Annotated in this window: 19 protein-coding genes; 4 read left to right on the top strand and 15 right to left on the bottom strand. The window is 65.3% G+C overall.

Translation table 11 applies throughout. The features are described 5' to 3' along the window. The coding region (gene leuD / locus A3E77_RS01655) for a 3-isopropylmalate dehydratase small subunit (RefSeq protein WP_293643170.1) at window positions 1-487 on the bottom strand (487 nt) is incomplete at its 3' end. Then, complete coding sequence (leuC, locus tag A3E77_RS01650) at window positions 484-1,914, bottom strand: 3-isopropylmalate dehydratase large subunit (protein WP_293643169.1); 1,431 nt, start codon at window positions 1,912-1,914, stop codon at window positions 484-486. The genes leuD and leuC, both read right to left, overlap by 4 nt. 176 nt (window positions 1,915-2,090) lie before the next feature. Here leuC and A3E77_RS01645 point away from each other — a divergent pair, with 176 nt between their 5' ends. After that, a complete protein-coding gene (locus A3E77_RS01645; protein WP_293643168.1) occupies window positions 2,091-2,609 on the top strand; it encodes a sterol desaturase family protein in 519 nt (172 codons plus the stop codon). Between the two features lie 36 nt (window positions 2,610-2,645). On the opposite strand, the gene A3E77_RS01640 is transcribed toward A3E77_RS01645, so the two are convergent. The 6 genes from A3E77_RS01640 to A3E77_RS01615 are packed head-to-tail and all read right to left on the bottom strand — an operon-like array spanning window position 2,646 to window position 7,826. Then, window positions 2,646-3,326: a glutathione S-transferase family protein gene (locus tag A3E77_RS01640; protein ID WP_293643167.1), complete on the bottom strand. Its 681-nt coding sequence runs from the start codon at window positions 3,324-3,326 to the stop codon at window positions 2,646-2,648. Beyond that, window positions 3,314-4,291 carry an NAD-dependent epimerase/dehydratase family protein gene (locus A3E77_RS01635; RefSeq protein WP_293643166.1) on the bottom strand — a complete coding sequence of 326 codons (978 nt, stop codon included), beginning with the start codon at window positions 4,289-4,291 and terminating at the stop codon, window positions 3,314-3,316. Before A3E77_RS01635 ends, A3E77_RS01640 begins: the two co-directional genes overlap by 13 nt. A 48-nt stretch (window positions 4,292-4,339) precedes the next feature. After that, window positions 4,340-5,545 carry a serine hydrolase domain-containing protein gene (locus tag A3E77_RS01630; protein WP_293643165.1) on the bottom strand — a complete coding sequence of 402 codons (1,206 nt, stop codon included), beginning with the start codon at window positions 5,543-5,545 and terminating at the stop codon, window positions 4,340-4,342. A 58-nt stretch (window positions 5,546-5,603) separates the two neighbouring features. Further along, window positions 5,604-6,245, bottom strand: coding sequence for a CoA transferase subunit B (locus tag A3E77_RS01625; protein ID WP_293643164.1), 642 nt, complete (start codon window positions 6,243-6,245; stop codon window positions 5,604-5,606). Between the two features lies 1 nt (window position 6,246). Next, on the bottom strand, window positions 6,247-7,116 hold the full coding sequence (locus tag A3E77_RS01620) for an HAD family acid phosphatase (protein WP_293643163.1): 870 nt from the start codon (window positions 7,114-7,116) through the stop codon (window positions 6,247-6,249). Further along, the gene (locus A3E77_RS01615) at window positions 7,116-7,826 is read right to left on the bottom strand and encodes a CoA transferase subunit A (protein ID WP_293643162.1); all 711 of its coding nucleotides are present in this window, start codon (window positions 7,824-7,826) and stop codon (window positions 7,116-7,118) included. The genes A3E77_RS01620 and A3E77_RS01615 overlap by 1 nt, the downstream gene beginning before the upstream one ends. An 88-nt stretch (window positions 7,827-7,914) precedes the next feature. Between A3E77_RS01615 and A3E77_RS01610 the strand changes: the two genes are divergently transcribed. Further along, window positions 7,915-8,808: a LysR family transcriptional regulator gene (locus A3E77_RS01610; protein WP_293643161.1), complete on the top strand. Its 894-nt coding sequence runs from the start codon at window positions 7,915-7,917 to the stop codon at window positions 8,806-8,808. A 473-nt stretch (window positions 8,809-9,281) separates the two neighbouring features. Here the strand turns inward: A3E77_RS01610 and A3E77_RS01605 are convergent, their stop codons facing one another. From A3E77_RS01605 to A3E77_RS01585, 5 genes are all read right to left on the bottom strand, one after another. Then, window positions 9,282-9,941, bottom strand: a complete 660-nt coding sequence (locus tag A3E77_RS01605; protein WP_293643160.1) for an HAD-IA family hydrolase — start codon at window positions 9,939-9,941, stop codon at window positions 9,282-9,284. Window positions 9,942-9,957: 16 nt separating this feature from the next. After that, window positions 9,958-10,359, bottom strand: a complete 402-nt coding sequence (locus A3E77_RS01600; RefSeq protein ID WP_293643159.1) for a hypothetical protein — start codon at window positions 10,357-10,359, stop codon at window positions 9,958-9,960. A 47-nt stretch (window positions 10,360-10,406) separates the two neighbouring features. Continuing rightward, a complete protein-coding gene (locus A3E77_RS01595) occupies window positions 10,407-11,513 on the bottom strand; it encodes a DUF2855 family protein (RefSeq protein ID WP_293643158.1) in 1,107 nt (368 codons plus the stop codon). Window positions 11,514-11,635: 122 nt separating this feature from the next. Further along, window positions 11,636-12,325 (bottom strand): VIT1/CCC1 transporter family protein, encoded by a 690-nt coding sequence (locus A3E77_RS01590; RefSeq protein WP_293643157.1) that lies wholly within the window; start codon window positions 12,323-12,325, stop codon window positions 11,636-11,638. Between the two features lie 10 nt (window positions 12,326-12,335). Then, the gene (locus A3E77_RS01585; protein ID WP_293643156.1) at window positions 12,336-13,256 is read right to left on the bottom strand and encodes an SMP-30/gluconolactonase/LRE family protein; all 921 of its coding nucleotides are present in this window, start codon (window positions 13,254-13,256) and stop codon (window positions 12,336-12,338) included. A 46-nt stretch (window positions 13,257-13,302) separates the two neighbouring features. Here A3E77_RS01585 and A3E77_RS01580 point away from each other — a divergent pair, with 46 nt between their 5' ends. Next, complete coding sequence (locus A3E77_RS01580; RefSeq protein ID WP_293643155.1) at window positions 13,303-13,902, top strand: TIGR02466 family protein; 600 nt, start codon at window positions 13,303-13,305, stop codon at window positions 13,900-13,902. A 48-nt stretch (window positions 13,903-13,950) separates the two neighbouring features. Further along, on the top strand, window positions 13,951-15,384 hold the full coding sequence (locus A3E77_RS01575) for an NAD-dependent succinate-semialdehyde dehydrogenase (protein ID WP_293643154.1): 1,434 nt from the start codon (window positions 13,951-13,953) through the stop codon (window positions 15,382-15,384). Between the two features lie 116 nt (window positions 15,385-15,500). On the opposite strand, the gene A3E77_RS01570 is transcribed toward A3E77_RS01575, so the two are convergent. Together A3E77_RS01570 and A3E77_RS01565 are read right to left on the bottom strand one after the other, a co-directional pair. After that, window positions 15,501-16,262, bottom strand: coding sequence for an SDR family oxidoreductase (locus A3E77_RS01570; RefSeq protein WP_293643153.1), 762 nt, complete (start codon window positions 16,260-16,262; stop codon window positions 15,501-15,503). Further along, window positions 16,259-16,630, bottom strand: a complete 372-nt coding sequence (locus A3E77_RS01565; RefSeq protein WP_293643152.1) for a dihydroneopterin aldolase — start codon at window positions 16,628-16,630, stop codon at window positions 16,259-16,261. Before A3E77_RS01565 ends, A3E77_RS01570 begins: the two co-directional genes overlap by 4 nt. Between the last annotated feature and the right edge of the window lie 100 nt (window positions 16,631-16,730).

Here is a 16,730-nt window from a genome sequence, read left to right as displayed (position 1 = left end):
CGAGCAGGCACATCTTGCGGAACGGATCGATCTCGAAGGTGAAGCGGTCCTGGAATTGCGTCGTCACCGTCTGATGCTCAAGGTCGACGAACACCGGATCGGTGGCCGCGACCGCCATCAATCGGTCGATCGCCGCTTGCGGCAACACGACAGGCAGGATGCCGTTCTTGACCGCATTGCCCGAAAAAATGTCCGAATAGGAAGGCGCGATCACGACGCGGATGCCCAGGTCGCCGAGCGCCCATGCCGCATGTTCACGGCTCGACCCGCAACCGAAATTATCGCCCGCGATCAGGATCGGCGCGCGCTGATATTCGGCGCGGTCGAACAGATTGTCGGGGTCCTTGCGGATCGCCTCGAACGCGCCGCGGCCCATGCCTTCGCGCGTCGTCGTCTTCAGCCAATGGGCCGGGATGATGACGTCGGTATCGACATTCTTCAGCCCGAATGGGATCGCGCGCCCTTCGACCTTGTCGAGCGGGGTCATGCCATCAACTCCCGCACATCGGTGAGCTTGCCGGTCACCGCCGCCGCCGCCGCCATCGCGGGGCTGACCAGATGCGTGCGCGCGCCCGGCCCCTGGCGGCCGACGAAATTGCGGTTGCTCGTCGATGCGCAGCGTTCGCCCGCGGGCACCTTGTCGGGGTTCATTGCGAGGCACGCCGAACAGCCGGGTTCGCGCCATTCGAGCCCCGCGTCGGTAAAGATGCGGTCGAGCCCCTCGGCCTCGGCCTGGCGTTTCACCAGCCCCGAACCGGGGACGACGATCGCCCATTTGACATTGTCGGCCTTGTGGCGGCCCTTGATGACCGCGGCGGCGGCGCGCAGATCCTCGATACGGCTGTTGGTGCAGCTGCCGATGAAGATATTTTCGATCGCGACATCCTGCATCCGCGTGCCGGGTTCGAGGCCCATATAGGCAAGGCTCTTGGCGGCGGCGGCCTGCTTCGACGGGTCGGCGAAGCTGTCGGGGGCAGGAACGACGCCGGTGATCGGCACGACATCCTCGGGGCTGGTGCCCCAGGTCACGCTCGGCGCGATGTCGGCGGCGTCGATCACGACGGTCTTGTCATAGGTCGCGCCGGGATCGGTCGCGAGGCTCCGCCAATATTCGACCGCGGCGTCCCAGTCGGCGCCCTTCGGCGCATAGGGCCGGCCTTTGAGGTAGGCGAAGGTCGTTTCGTCGGGTGCGATCAGTCCGGCGCGCGCGCCGCCCTCGATCGCCATGTTGCTGACGGTCAGCCGTCCCTCGACCGACAGCGCGCGGATGGCGCTGCCCGTATATTCGATGACATGGCCGGTGCCGCCCGCGGCGCCGATGACCCCGGTGATGTGCAGGATGATGTCCTTTGCCGACACGCCGGGGCCGACCTTGCCCTCGACGCGCACTTCCATCGTTTTCGCGGGCTGGAGCAGCAGCGTCTGCGTCGCCAGGACATGTTCGACCTCGCTCGTCCCGATGCCGAAAGCGAGCGCGCCGATGCCGCCGTGGCAGGCGGTGTGGCTGTCGCCGCAGACGATCGTCGTGCCGGGCAGCGAGAAACCCTGTTCGGGTCCGACGACATGGACAATGCCCTGTTCGGGCGCGACCGCGTCGATGTAGCGAATGCCGAACTCCGGCGCGTTCTTTTCAAGCGCGGCCAATTGCGCCGCGCTTTCGGCGTCGGCGATCGGCAGCCGGTTGCCCGACGCGTCACGCCGCGCGGTGGTCGGCACATTATGATCGGGGACCGCCAGCGTCAGGTCGGGACGGCGCACGGTGCGGCCGGTCGCGCGTAGCCCGGCGAACGCCTGCGGGCTGGTGACTTCATGGACAAGGTGGCGGTCGATGAAGATCAGGCAGGTTCCGTCGGGGCGCTGTTCGACGACATGCGCGTCCCAGATTTTTTCATAAAGGGTGCGGGGCCGAGTCATGCCGCTGCCTTAGATCAGCCGCACAACTTTGCAAGCTGGTGGCGATAAGAAACGCAATTTTCGGTCGTGAAGCTTGCGGGTCTATCCTCGGCCTCCATGTCATTATCGTGTCGGCAAAGACCGGGATGGCCGGGAATGGAGTGGCGCGACCGGCCGGGCGCGCCTATAATCGCCGCATGTCGACACTCGCCATCATCGCGCTCATTCTCGCCACCGTCATCGCGATGGAATGTGTCGCGTGGGCCAGCCACAAATATATCATGCACGGCTTCGGCTGGGCCTGGCACCGCGACCATCACGAACCGCATGACAAGATGTTCGAGAAAAACGACCTGTTCGGCCTGTTCGGGGCGGCGCTGAGCATCGCGATGTTCGCGGTGGGCAGCCCGATGATCATGGGTGCCAGCGCGTGGGAGCCGGGGACGTGGATCGGGTTGGGGGTACTGATTTACGGCATCATCTATACCGTGGTGCACGACGGGCTGGTCCATCAACGCTATTTCCGCTGGGTGCCGCGGCGCGGCTATGCCAAGCGGCTGGTGCAGGCGCACAAGCTGCATCATGCGACGATCGGCAAGGAGGGCGGGGTCAGCTTCGGCTTTGTCTTTGCGCGCGATCCGGCGAAGCTGAAGGCCGAATTGAAGGTCCAGCGCGAGGCGGGGGTTGCGGTGGTGCGCGAGGCGCTGGCGGAATAATCGTCGCCCCCCGCCTTCGCGGAAGCGACGCTTTTGTCAGACCGTGCGGTAATCGGCCGTGATGACGCCCGCCGCCGCCAGTTCGGCTTCATGGCTCTCCTCGCGCCATTCCTCGAGCAGCGCCTGCCGTTCCCATTCGACCATCGCGGGGTGCGCCAGCACATGGTCGACCCACGCCTGCCCGGCGCCGACGTCGAGGCCATAGGTGCGGATGCGGAACGCAACCGGGGCGAAAAAGGCGTCGACTGCGGAGAAGTCGCGGCCCGCGAGCCACGGGCCGCCAAAGCGGGCCAACCCCTCCTCGAACAATTCGCGGATGCGCGCGACATTGTCCCGAAGCGCGGCGGACATCGGTTTCGGCGTCACCCGGACCCCGACATTCATCGTGCAGTCGTTCCGCAGCGCCGCAAAGCCGCTGTGCATCTCGGCGGCGGCGCACTGGGCCCAGGCACGCGCGTCGGGGTCGGTCGGCCACACGCCGTCGTGCCGGTCGGCAAGATAGAGGGTGATGCCGAGCGAATCATGGACGGTGCGCCCTTCGTGGAGCAGCGCGGGCACCTGCCCGGTGGGCGAAAAGCTGCGGAATGCCTCGTAATTTACCGGCTGCGCGAAGGGCTCGATCCGGTCCTCGAACGCGATGCCGAGCCCCTGCATCAGCATCCACGGGCGCAGCGACCAGCTCGAATAATTGCGGTTGGCGGTGATCAGTACATACATGCGTCGCGCTCCTGACGGACGATGGGGGAGGTGTAATCAGGATCATGCGCGAAGGGCAGGTCATCGCCGCCGCGAAGCGCCGCAAGCACGCTGCCGAAATCGCTTTGCGCGCGCCAGCCGAAGCGGCGTTCGGCGCGCGACGGATCGTAAACGCGATCGATCGTTTCGGGCAAGTGCCAGCCCTGCGCCGCGTATAGATCGGCGGCGTCGGGGTAATGGCGCGCGATCACTGCGCGCGCGTCGCGGGCAAGCTCCCCGGCCTCCTCGCGCGTGAAGGGCGGCGGCGCCGACAGGATGAAGGTGTCGCAGCCGATCGTCGGCGCTGCCTCAAGCGCGGCGAGATGCGCGGCGGCGGCATCCTCGACCGTCAGCCGGCGGTTCAGCAGTTCGTTCGCCTTGAGGTTCGGGCCGCTGGGCACCGCATGCGTGTCGTCGTCCTCGGGAAAGAAGCGGCCGGTGCGCAGGATCGCGACATGGATGCCATGCTCGCGGTGGATCAGCCGCAAAGCCTGCTCGGCGGCAAATTTGGTGATGCCATAGATGTTGCGCGGCTCGATGGGGCCGAAATCCTCGTCCATCCACCACGCGCCCTGCGCGCCCGCACCCTCGCGCACATCGCCACGGACCATCAATGACGTCGTCGATGTGAACAGGAACCGATCATTGCCCGCGGCGACCGCCGCCTCGATCAGGTTCAGCGTGCCGCTGACATTGACGTCGACGAACGCCTGGCGCTTGTATCGCACAATGTCGGGCTTGTGCAGCGCGCCGCCGTGGATGATCGCCTCGATCCCTTGCTCGCCCATCGTCCGATCGACCAGCGCGCGATCGGCGACGGTGCCCAGGATGTGCGTGTGGGTGCCGGGCACGACGTCCAGCCCGGTGACGACATGACCCTTATCGGCGAGCAGCGGGGCGAGATGGCGTCCGAGCCAGCCCGAGGACCCTGTCAGCAGCACGCGCATATCCGATTCTCCTCTCGCTCGCCGCGCGCCTGTTAAACAGGCCGCGGATCAGGGGGCAAGCGCCATGCGCGCCACCGGCGGCAAGGCGTCGAGGTCGAGCCAGCCCGCGTCCGCGCGGCCATGATAGCTGTCGATCGCCGTAAACGGGATGCGGAAGGGGAAACCCCAATCGCTGTTCCACAGCGCCACGACCCCCGTTCGTGTCGCCGGTTCAAAAATCATCGTCGCACGATAACCCGCCACGGCGCCCGAATGCCCTTCGAGCCGGCTGCCGCCGTAGGTGAAGCTACGCCAGCCAAGGCCGTAGGAGGCATCGGCCGTCGCCTGCCGCAAGGGGCCGCCATATAGTCGTGCCGTGCCGACACGCGGGCGATGCGCCAATTGCAGCACCGGCGCGGGCAGAACATCGGGGCGGTTGCCCATCATCGCCTGCATCCATGTGGCGAAATCGACGATGTCGCTTTCGACGCCCGCGGCCGCGGGGACGCGCCAATAGGCCTCTTTGACCGGCCGGACCTGCGCCCCGCGGTGCGGTCTGGCCCAATCCTTTGCACCCGTCAGCCGGGCCATCCCGAACCCGGCGCTCACCATGCCAAGCGGACGGAAAAATCGGTCCTCGATCGCATCCCCGAACGGTTTGTTCGCCGCGCGGCCCAATATCTCGCTCGCGGCATCGAAAGCGATATTTTGGTAGGTGTGGCAGGTGCCGGGTTCGCATTGCAGCGGCGCCAGCGCCAGGCCCGTGCGCAGCAGCACGGGGCTTTGCCCTTCCTCCAGCTTTTCGTCATAGGCGTTTTTGGTCAGTCCGGTGCGCTGCGCCAGCAGGTCGTCGAGCGTGATTCGCGCCTCGGCCCCGTCGGGCAGGCGCAGCGATGTGCCCCACTGGCCCACCGGGCGGGCGAGATCGACCGCGCCATCCTCGGCCAGCGCGGCAGCCAACACGCCGGTCGCGGTCTTGGAAACCGAGGCCCAGCGGAACAGCGTGTGCGCGGTCACCGGGGCGCCGGTCGACTTGTCGGCGACGCCATAGGTGCGCACGAAGCGCAATTCGCCATCTTCCACCACCGCCACCGCGAGCCCGGCCATTTCGGGGCGCTGTGACAGCGCCGACAATTGCCGGTCCAGCGCGGGATAGTCGATCCGGCCGCGCCATTCGGCGGGCGTGTCGGGCAGGTTTTCCGGACCTTTGATCGGAATCGGAATGCTCGCCAGCGGGTGTTTTCCGCCGAGCGCGTGAAACCCGAACCAGCCCACCAACCCCAACGCGGCGATCGCGATGAGATAGGGGAAAGCCGACTTCCGGGACTTTTGTTTAGACTGCGACCTCATAATTGGCCGTCGTCTTAGCCGCGACATCCGCCGCCGTCACCCCCGGCGCAAGCTCGATCAGCTTGAACGGGCTGTCATGGTCCTCGCGCCGGAACACCGCCAGGTCGGTGATGATCATGTCGACGACATTCTGGCCGGTCAGCGGCAGGGTGCAGGCCGGGATGAATTTCGGGCTGCCGTCCTTGGCGTTGTGCTCCATTACGACGATGATCTTCTTGACCCCGGCGACCAGGTCCATCGCGCCGCCCATGCCCTTGATCATCTTGCCGGGGATCATCCAGTTGGCGATGTCGCCATTTTCAGCGACCTCCATCGCGCCCAGCACGGTGAGGTCGATGTGCCCGCCGCGGATCATGGCAAAGCTGTCCGACGAACTGAAATAGGCCGACTGCGGCACTTCGCTGATCGTCTGCTTGCCCGCGTTGATCAGGTCGGGGTCTTCATCGCCCTCATAGGGGAAGGGGCCGATGCCGAGCATGCCGTTTTCGGACTGGAGCGTTACCGTCATCCCCGCGGGGATATGGTTCGCCACCAGCGTCGGGATGCCGATGCCAAGGTTGACGTAATAGCCGTCGTGCAGCTCCTTTGCGGCGCGCGCCGCCATGTCATCACGCGTCCAGGCCATCTTATTTCGGCTCCCATTTTTTGTCGGAGGGGAAGGCATCGTCCCAGCCCAGCTTTTCCCATGGGCCATAGACGGGGTTGGGAAACAGGAACCAGCCCTTGTCCCAGAGTGCGGACGCGCCCGCGCCGGTCGCGAGCGCCATGCGCTGCGCGGCGGGCAAATCCTTCACATTGAACTGCTGGCTGAAATCGCCGAGCTGGTCGCCCGCCATCAGGATCACGCAATAACGCGATGCAATGGTCGCGCGGCGGTCGTCCTTGCTCGACCCGCCAGCATCGTCGCCCATCAGGAAAAGCGTCTCGCCATGCTTGAACTCGCCAAGGCCGGCGGCGCGCAGCGTGTCCTCGCTGCCCTTGGCATTGGCGGCGTTGCGGTTGGTGTTGGCGATGACGGTGATGCCCGCGGCGCGCAGCTTGGCGACCATGTCGATGCTGCCGGGCATCGCGGCCGCCTTGCCTGCGCCGGTCTTTTCCCACTGGTCCCAGATTGCGGGATCGTAACTGGCGTTTTGTTCCGCGAAATAACGCATCGGGCCAAGGTTCCAGATCAGCGTCTCGTCGGCGTCGAACACCGCGGCGAAGGGCTTGTCGCCGCACGGCTCAAAGCGCGGCGCGTCCATCGTCGCACCGGGCGCAAGCACGACGCTGTCGGCCGGGCGCTGCTTGATCCGCCACAGGCCAAAATCGGCGATGCGCGCATTGGTGGCGCGGACGGCGACCGCCGCCTCGGCCGAGCCATAGAGATATTGCAACTGGGTCGGCGGCTTGGCGGCCGCGGTCGGGGCTGGCGGCGGCGGGGCTGTCGTCACCTGGGCCGGCGCGGTCGCGCACCCGGACAGGAGCAGCGCCGCCAGGATGGGGAGGCTGCGCATCACGCCGTCTCGCGCGGGCGCGTCGTGCGGAATTCGATCTTCTTGTCGTAAGGCGCGCCGACGATCATCCGCTTCACATAGATGCCGGGAAGGTGGATGCAGTCGGGGTCGAGGCTGCCGGTGGGCACGATTTCCTCGACCTCGGCGACGCAGATCTTCGCGGCGGTCGCCATCGGCTGGTTGAAGTTGCGCGCGGTCTTGCGGAAGATCAGGTTGCCGCTCTCGTCGGCTTTCCATCCCTTGATGATCGCGAGATCGGCAAAGATGCCGCGCTCCAGGATATAATCCTGCCCGTCGAAATTCTTCACTTCCTTGCCCTCGGCAACCAGCGTGCCGACGCCGGTCTTGGTATAGAAGCCGGGGATGCCCGCGCCGCCCGCGCGGCAGCGTTCGGCCAGCGTGCCCTGCGGGCAGAATTCAACTTCCAGCTCGCCCGCCAGATATTGCCGCTCGAACTCCTTATTCTCACCGACATAGGAGGAGATCATCTTCTTGACCTGCTTGGTGCGCAGCAGCTTGCCAAGTCCTTCGCCGTCGATCCCGGCGTTGTTGCTCGCAATGGTGAGGTTCTTGGTGCCGGCGTCGCGGATCGCGTCGATCAGCCGTTCGGGGATGCCGCACAGGCCAAAACCGCCCGCGCAAATCTGCATGCCGTCGAAGAGAAGTCCTTCGAGTGCGCTCGCGGCATCGGGGTATTGCTTGTTCGCCATGGACGGCCTCCTCACCTGATATCGGCGCAACCTTGGCGCATTTGATCTATCAATTCTAATTGTTCTATTTTTCGATTATACATAAATTATGTCTATCAGTCGCGTCTCGCTTTACCATCTTGAAACCCTGCTCTGGATCGACCGCCTCGGCACCTTTTCGGCGGCTGCCGAGCGGCTCAACACGACGCAGCCGACGGTATCCGCGCGGATGCGCGAATTGGAACAAAGGCTTGGCACCGCGCTGTTTCACCGCGACGGGCGCGGCATGTCGCTGACCACGGCGGGGCGAAAGCTGGTGCGCGATTGCGACCCGCTGCTTCGCGACATGCAGGTCGCGCTGATGGGCAGCGGCGGGTTTGCAGAGGCGAGCGGGGTCGTGCGTATCGGCGCGGGAGAGATAGCGGCGGCGGGCTGCCTTCCGGCATTTGTCGCGGGCCTGAAGGCGGACATGCCCAATGTGGCGCTGGAAATCGAAATCGACCTGACGGCGAACCTGATCCAGCAGCTTTTGACCGGGCGGACCGACATGGCCTTTGCCGCAGGACCGATCGCGCACCCGGCGCTGAAAACCAGCCCGATCGGCGAGGTCGAGCTGGTATGGCTCGCAAGCCCCGCCGTCGCCGCGGCCTTTGCGGGCGGCGCCGCGATGCTTCCTGTCTGGTCGCTCGCCAGCCATTCACCGATCCACGGCCGGATGCGCGATGCGATCCAGGCGTCGCGCATTGCCCAAAAATCCCTGAATCTCTGCAATAATGCGCGCACGATGATCGACATTGCAAAGGCCGGCGGGGGCATCGGCATCTTTCCCCAGCCGATGGTCCGCGGCGATGTCGCAAGCGGCGCGCTGGTCCAGATCGCAGCGATGCCCGCGCTCGCGCCCGTCGGCTTCCATGTTGCAATGCGCGTCGCGGACACCGAGCCGGTGCTCACGCAGATTTTCGACCGCGCAGCAAAACTGAACCTCGCCGAGGCTGCGGCCTGAACTGATGGCCGGTTTCGATCGATTGCAGACATAAGATCCTCCCCATCGACTTGCGATGGGGAGGTGGCAGCGCGCAGCGCTGACGGAGGGGCTATTGGCGCGACGTTGCGGCCCCTCCACCATCCGCTTCGCGGACGGTCCCCCTCCCCATCGCAAGTCGATGGGGAGGATTTAAACGCCCGATCCCCACCCCAAACCGACATCGCCTCAAAATAGGCCTTTCCTACATTATCTGGCTGTGCCAGCCGTCATCCGGCTCTTTCATTCGGTGGATAAATGCGGGTGCGGCACAGCATGCGCGGGCGGTCGTGGCTGGGCGTGCCAAGATGCGTTCGGCCATGCTTTCGGTGCAAAACGGTGGATGCAATGGGCTGACCTTTGCTGAACTTTGGAACCCGGCCCGCGATTACCGAAGACGGCATGACCGATCGCACGCCAACGCGGCCATCGGCGTCCGACCCGAAGCGCGGGCGTCAGGGCAGCGTCACCCCCAGCGCCGCCGACAGGTCGGTCAGCGCCTGTTCGCCGCTCGTCACCTTGATCGCGTGCATTCCCAGCTGGCTTGCCGGTTTGCAGTTGATGCCCAAATCGTCGAGATAGATGCACTCGGCGGGTTCGACCCCCAGCGTCTCGCACATCATCAGATAGATACGCGGGTCGGGTTTGCGCACCCCGGCCTTGCTCGATTCGATGACGTGCGCAAAGCGCGCCATGATCCCGGCGACCTCGATCGCGGCTTCCTCGCTGCGCGTCATTCCCGCCCCGCGGACCCCCATTTTGCCGCCGGGGACATTGTTCGTGATGCAGGCGATCGTGAAACCCCGGTCCTTCAACGTATCGAGCGCCGCGACCATCGCGGGGCGAACGGCGCCGGCGATCACCGCAAGCACCGCTTCGCCGCCGAGTTCGTGTCCCAGCGCGCGCGCTTCGTCGGCGAACAGCGTGTCGAACGCCGCCGCGTCGATCTCGGCGCGCTCGAACTTCGCCCAGGCGTTGGTGTCGGGGTTGGTCGCGTTGACCCGGCGCACGAAATCGCGCGGCAGCCCGCGTTCGGCCTCCAGCTTGTTAAAGGCTTCAAAGGGCGAGGCGGTGATAACCCCGCCAAAGTCGAAAATAACCGTCGTATATGTCATGGGAAGGCTGGAAATCCTATTTCTGGGTGGGTGTGGCGACGCGGCTGCCGGACCAGCTTGCGTCGTCGATCGTCAGGTCGAGCCGGTCGGGCGAGCGCACCGTGTCGAGCAGGAAGACAGAAGGCCCGCTTGCTGCGAGGATCGCGTCCATCGCCTTTTCCAGGGGGATGGTGACCGCCGGGATGCGGGCATGGCTCGACTTGATCGCGACCTTGTTCGGTCCGACGCGGGTGACGATGATCGTCACGCCATTTTTCGACGAACCGCGCGCGTCGGAGATGATGTCGCCCTGGTAGGTGCCGGCGACGCGATCGGCGAGATCCGCCTTTCGCATCGGTGCCGCCGGGGCTTGGGCAAAGGTGCTCCCCATCGGAAGCGCGAGCGCCGCGGTGGTCGCAAATATCAGGCTACGCAGCATGGCCGGTCCTTTCGTGCTGCGGGGAAAGGGCGGCTTCCCCGGGACCCTCATGGAACGACCACGATCCCCTTTTTGGGGTCGGCCTGTCCCGAGAGCATCTCGCGATAGGCGGCGAGCGCCGCGTCGCCGCCGCTGCGCTTATCGACCGATGTCAGCCGCGGTGCAACGTCCATGAACGCCAGCCAGCTTTCGGCAATCTTTTGCCCGAACGCGGCGCCGCCCCAGTCGGCGATGCGCTTCTGGCTGCGGCCCGGCGCAAAAAATCCCTGCCGTTCGGGGCCTGGCAGTCCGGCGCCATCGGCCTGTGCGTCCCAATGCGATTTGCCGACGATGATCGAGGCCTTCAGATTGTTTCCGAAATGGCTGTGTACGACGCGCGTGACCGCGCCATTGCCCGCCATGTCGACCAGCGCGGCCGGCGTCGCGGCGTTGAGCGTCATGATCTGGTCATAGCTGATGACGCGGTCATAGATGCCCTGGTCGGCCAGCGCATCGACATTGGCGGCGCTGGTCAGTCCGACCGTTTCGGGCCGCGGCTCGGGCCGCTGCTTGATCGAAAATCCCAGACCGATCGCGGTCTTGCTCGACGCGCTGGCGATCAGTATCTGCCCGGCGCCATAATCGCTCTCGTCCTCGAACTGGTCGGCAATCAACCAGCCGGTCAGGAACAGGGGGCGGAATACCGGCCAATAGTCATGGTCCGCCGCGCGATAGTCGGGCAGCGCCTCGATCCGTTGATAAGCATTGTAGATGGGGGGCAGGGTGGTGCGTCGCGGGGTGACGTCGGTAAAGCCGCCGGGCCCCGCCTTGCCGACGTTCAGCACCGCATTTTCCGCCATCGGATAATAGCCATAGAAGCGGTCGCCGACGGATATGCCGTCGGCGGCGCTTTCGGTCACCGTGGCAAAGCCCCAGACGGGCAGGCGGCCGGGGGCCGCGCGTTCGGTGAAGAAATCCCAATAGCCCTGGTCGTTGCCGAACAGGCCGGCAGGTTTGCCGAATACGGCATAGGTGATGTTGTTCGCGGTCATCGCATAGCTGTCGAGGTGGACGCGTATCTGTCCGGGTGCGAGCGGCGTGGTTGCCTCCTCGACCAGGTTGACCTGCGTGATATCGTCGCGATCGATGTCGATCGCCCAGCTTGTTGCGCTCATTCCGGACCCCTCCGATTGATTTGGCCGCGATTGCGGATGGCCGACAGTCATACAGATGAGAGCGCCCCTGACAATCGCGGCCCGGCGTAGCGGCGAGGCGGCCGGTCTCGGGATAGGACGGATCAGCCGACCGTCGTTCCCAGCAGCGATCCGATCGCGATCGTTACCGCCATCGCCGCGGCGCCCCAGAAGGTCACGCGCACGACCGGGCGCAGCATCGGTGCCTTGCCCGCCCAGGCGCCGAGCGCGCCAAGGATTGCAAGAAAGGCAAGCGATGCGGCCGAGACGGTAAAGGGCAGCGTGTCGCCGCGATCGATCAGCACCGTCGCGAGCGGCAGCGCCGCCCCGGTCGCAAAGCTTACGGCCGAGGCCGCCGCCGCCTGCACCGGCCGGGCTGCCAGCGCGTCGGTCATGCCGAGTTCGTCGCGCAGATGCGTGTCGAGCGCGTCATGTTCGGTGAGCTGCACGGCAACCTGTTCCGCCAGCATTCGGTCGAGCCCGCGCGCCTGATAGATTTGGGTCAGTTCCTCCAGCTCAAACTCCGGATCGGCGGCCAGGTGGCGTTTCTCCAGCTCGACGTCGGACTTTTCCGCATCGCGCTGGGAACTCACCGACACATATTCGCCTGCCGCCATCGACATCGCGCCGGCGACGAGCCCGGCCGTGCCGGTGACCAGGATCGACGCCTCCGACGCGCCGGCGGCCGCGACGCCGGCGATCAGGCTGGCGGTCGACACGATCCCGTCGTTTGCGCCAAGGATCGCGGCGCGCAGCCAGCCGATCCGCGTGACGGCATGGGTTTCCTCGTGCATCCTTGCCCCTTTAATATTGCAATTGCAGCCCCGGCCGGGCCCAGCGAGTTTTCACCAGTCGGCCGGTCCCTGACAGGGTCAGATAGGCGTCCTGATGGTCGGGCCCGCCAAATGCGATGTTGGTGGTGAAAATATCGTCGGTGGCGACGAATTCGACCAGCTCGCCCTGCGGCGAAACGACGCTGATGCCGCATTCGCCGATCGTTGCGACGCAGATATTGCCATTGGCCTCCATCGCCAGGCTGTCGAAGAATTTATAGCCTGCGGGACGATAGAGCGGGATGCCGGGGCCACCCGGACCCGCGCTGTCATCGACCTTGCCCGGCGCGACGATGTTGAACTGCGTCAACCGGCAGGTGTAGGTCTCGGCGGCATAAAGCTTCGTCCCGTCGGGCGAGATGCCGATGCCGTTGGGGTTGTAGCTGGGGAAGATCACTTCCTCGATGAAACTGCCGTCCGCTTTTGCGTAAAAGATGCCGACGATGTCGTGCACGCGCTTCGCATAATCGACCTTGCCATGGTCGGTGAACCAGAAGCCGCCATGCGCGTCGAACATGATGTCGTTCGGGCCGCGCAGCACGACACCGTGATCGCCCGACTTGTAAAGGATCTCGACTTCGCCGGTGTCGATATCGATGCGTTCGATCCGGCCACCCGAATAATCGTCCGCGATGCCATGCGGCGCCAGATAGCCGTTCGATTCGACATAGTTGAAGCCGCCGTTGTTGCAGCAGTAAAGCTTGCCATCGGGGCCGATCGCAAGGCCGTTGGGGCCGCCGCCGGGGGTCGCGATGACCTGCTTTTTGCCGCCGGGCCAGCACCGCGTGATCCGCTTCGCTTCGATCTCGACGACGATGACGCTGCCGTCGTCCATCACCACCGGCGCCTCGGGAAAACGCAATCCGTCGGCAATCAGTTCAAACTCGGCCATCCCCATCTCCCTTGCTTGTCCACATCGGCTGTGCTTTGCGCGCATCATGCCCGTTCGTTCGCTCTTCGCCAGCACTTTCTATGAAGCCGATATCGGCACCCCCGACCTGATCGAGGAGCTGGAGGAAAGCAGCCGCCTGTTCGCGCAGGAGGATGGCGCGGGCCGCGCGTGGAGCCGCGAGCATGGCTATAAGGGCTATACCAGCTACGCGAGCCTGAACGACCTGCCCGAACGCGACCCGGCGTTCCATGACTTGAAGCGCCTGCTCGACAAAGAGGTGAGGGCTTTCGCCAAGGCGTGTCATTTCGATCTCGCCAAACCGCTGAAGCTCGACTCGATGTGGGTCAACATATTGAAACCCGGCGGCACCCACAGCGGCCATATCCACCCGCACAGCATCGTGTCGGGCACCTTCTACGTTGCGGTTCCGCCGGGATCGGGCGCGCTCAAACTCGAAGACCCGCGCCTCGCGATGCTGATGGCGGCGCCGGGGCGCACCGACGACGCGCCCGAGCATCTGCGGCCCTTCATCTACGCCGAACCCGCCGCGGGCCGCGTCTTCCTGTGGGAAAGCTGGCTGCGGCACGAGGTGATGCCGCATTCGGGCAAAGGCGAACGGATCAGCATCAGCTTTAACTATCGCTGACGCTTCCTATATCGCCGCCATCCCCCATTCCTTGGCAAAGGACCATCCATGACCGCGACCTACGACGCCGACCTCCAGCTCTTCATCAACGGCGCCTGGCGGAGCGGCGAGGGACGCGACGAACGGCCGGTCTATAACCCCGCCACGGCCGGAACGATCGCCGAACTGCCGGTGGCGACGGCCGCCGACCTTGACGAGGCGCTGGCGGCAGCGGAGCGCGGCTGGCCGGTGTGGCGCGCCAAGACCCCCGACGAACGCGCGGCGCTGATGCACAAGGCGGCGGGGATTATCCGCGACCGCGTTGACCATATCGCGACGCTGCTGACGATCGAGCAGGGCAAGCCGATTGCCGAGGCGCGCGGCGAAGTGCTGTCGGCGGCGGGGCTGTTCGACTATTTCGCGGAGCAGGGCAAACGCATCGAAGGGCGCGTGCTTCAGCGGCCACTCGGCCAGCGTGCGATGGTCACCAAACATCCGGTCGGCCCGGTTGCGGGGTTCAGCCCGTGGAATTTCCCCGTCAATCTGATGGTCAAGAAGATCGCGCCCGCGCTCGCCGCGGGCTGCGTCGTGATTGCGAAAGCGCCCGAGGAGACCCCGGGTTGCACCAGCGCGATCATGCGCTGCATCGCCGACGCGGGCATTCCCGGCGACGTCGTCCAGCTCGTCTATGGCGATCCCGACATGATCAGCCGCCACCTGCTCGCCAGCTCGGTGATCCGCAAGGTCAGCTTCACCGGATCGACCGCGGTCGGCAAGCATCTGATGCGGCTCGCCGCAGACGGGGTGAAGCGGATCACGATGGAGCTTGGCGGCCACGCTCCGGTGCTGATCTTCGACGATTGCGATCTTGAGGCGACGCTCGACAAGGTCGTGTGGCAGAAGTTCCGCAACGCGGGGCAGGTGTGCATCTCGCCGACGCGTTTCTATGTCCAGCAGGGCATCTACGACGCCTTCGTGAACGGCTTTGCCGAACGCACGGCGAAGGTGACGATCGGCAGCGGCCTCGACGCCGACACCCAGATGGGTCCGCTTGCCAACGCGCGCCGTATCCCCGCGTTGGAGGCGCTCGTCGCCGATGCCAAGGCCAAGGGCGCGCGCGTGATCGCGGGCGGCGAGGCGACCGGCAACGGTTATTTCTTCCAGCCGACCGCGATCGCCGACGTGCCGGTCGAGGCCGATGCGATGAACCATGAACCCTTTGGCCCGATGGCGCTGATTCGCCCGTTCGGAACTGAGGACGAGGCGCTCGAACAGGCGAACCGGCTGCCCTATGGCCTCGCGGCGTTTGCTTTCACCGAGAATGGCCGCCGCATCAACCGCATCGTCGACAGCATCGAGAGCGGGATGGTCGGGGTGAACAGCTTTGTCATTTCGGCGCTCGATACGCCGTTCGGCGGGATCAAGGAATCGGGCTTCGGCAGCGAAAGCGGACCCGAAGGGCTTGACGGCTATCTCGTCACCAAGGCGGTGCATATTTATTGAGGCGCGAATAGAACTCCCGTACTCCCGCGAAGGCGGGAGCCCATCTCCGGTCGGTGCAAAATTGAGCCCACAGGAGATGGATCCCCGCCTTCGCGGGGATACGCGCATTAAATGGTCTAATCCCGCTCCAGCGCCACGAAATCGCGCGCCATCGGCGCCAGGTGGGCGCCGCCGTCGACGAAGATCGTCTGCCCCGTCACCGCTTCGGCGCGCGCGAGATAGACGACGGCGTCGGCAATCTGCGCCGGCGTCGGAAGCGCGTCGAGCGGCATGAGCTTCGCCAGCCGCGCGACCTGCGCCGCCGAATACTCTTCGGTCGCCATTGTCAGCCCCGGCGCGACGGCATTGACGCGCGCGCGGTTCCCGAAGGCGACTGCCAGCGTCGCCGTCGCCTGCCACAGTGCCGATTTCGACAGGCTGTAGGCGATCTGGTCAGGGACTGGATGGACGACACGCTGATCGACGATGTTGACGATCGCGGGGCGCGGACCGTCGCTTGCGGCGACGAGCGCCTTCGCGAGCATCACGGGTGCGTGATGATTGACCTGCATCATTTCGGCCAGTGCATCGGTCGTCAGGTCGCGCCATTCGCCTTCGGCAAACAGCGCGGCATTGTTGACGAGCAGGTCTGGAACGCGGCCGAATTTGTCGATCACGGTCGGGATCAAGGCGTCGACGGCTAAGGGGTCGGCCAGGTCGGCGGCGAAGCGGTGGCTGCGCGCGCCCGTCTCTGCCAGCGCCTCGGCGAGCAGCGGATCGGCCTCGGCCGCGCTGCGTTTGTGCAAGGCGAGTTCATAGCCCTCGCGCGCCAGCCGCGCCGAAATCGCGGCACCGACGCGGTGGAGGCCGCCCGTGACGAGAGCGAGCTTCTGCGTCACTTCCTGATCCGTCGCATCGTGATGCCGATCTGTTCGCCGTCCTCGGCGATCGCGAGCTTGACGATCTTGACCTCGACTTCCTCGACCTTGTCGTCCTGCAGGAACAAGGTGTCGATGATATGGTCGGCGACGCTTTCGATCAGCACGAAATGGACATCCTTCGGAATGCCCTCGGTCGCCGCAAATTTCAGGTTCATATAATTTTTCGAGGCGCTGAGCGGCGTGGTCGGATCATAATGACCGGCCATCGCCAGCTTCGCTCGCACCGAAATGCGCAGCGGCTGGGGCAGGTGGGTTTCTTCGGAATAAATCCCGGTCAGCACCTGGGCGGTCAGACCCTCGACTTCCAGCCACAATGTATCGGTCACAAGGAATTCCTGTCCGTCGGGGCTTTGCAATACCGGCCCCGGTCCCTAAAGCGCCGCCGCATTAGCGAAAGGGTGCGCGTTGGTCGAGTTACTTCCATTG

Source organism: Sphingopyxis sp. RIFCSPHIGHO2_12_FULL_65_19 (genome assembly GCF_001830555.1).
Classification (GTDB): Bacteria; Pseudomonadota; Alphaproteobacteria; order Sphingomonadales; family Sphingomonadaceae; genus Sphingopyxis.
This window is presented reverse-complemented; position numbering and strand designations above follow the sequence as displayed.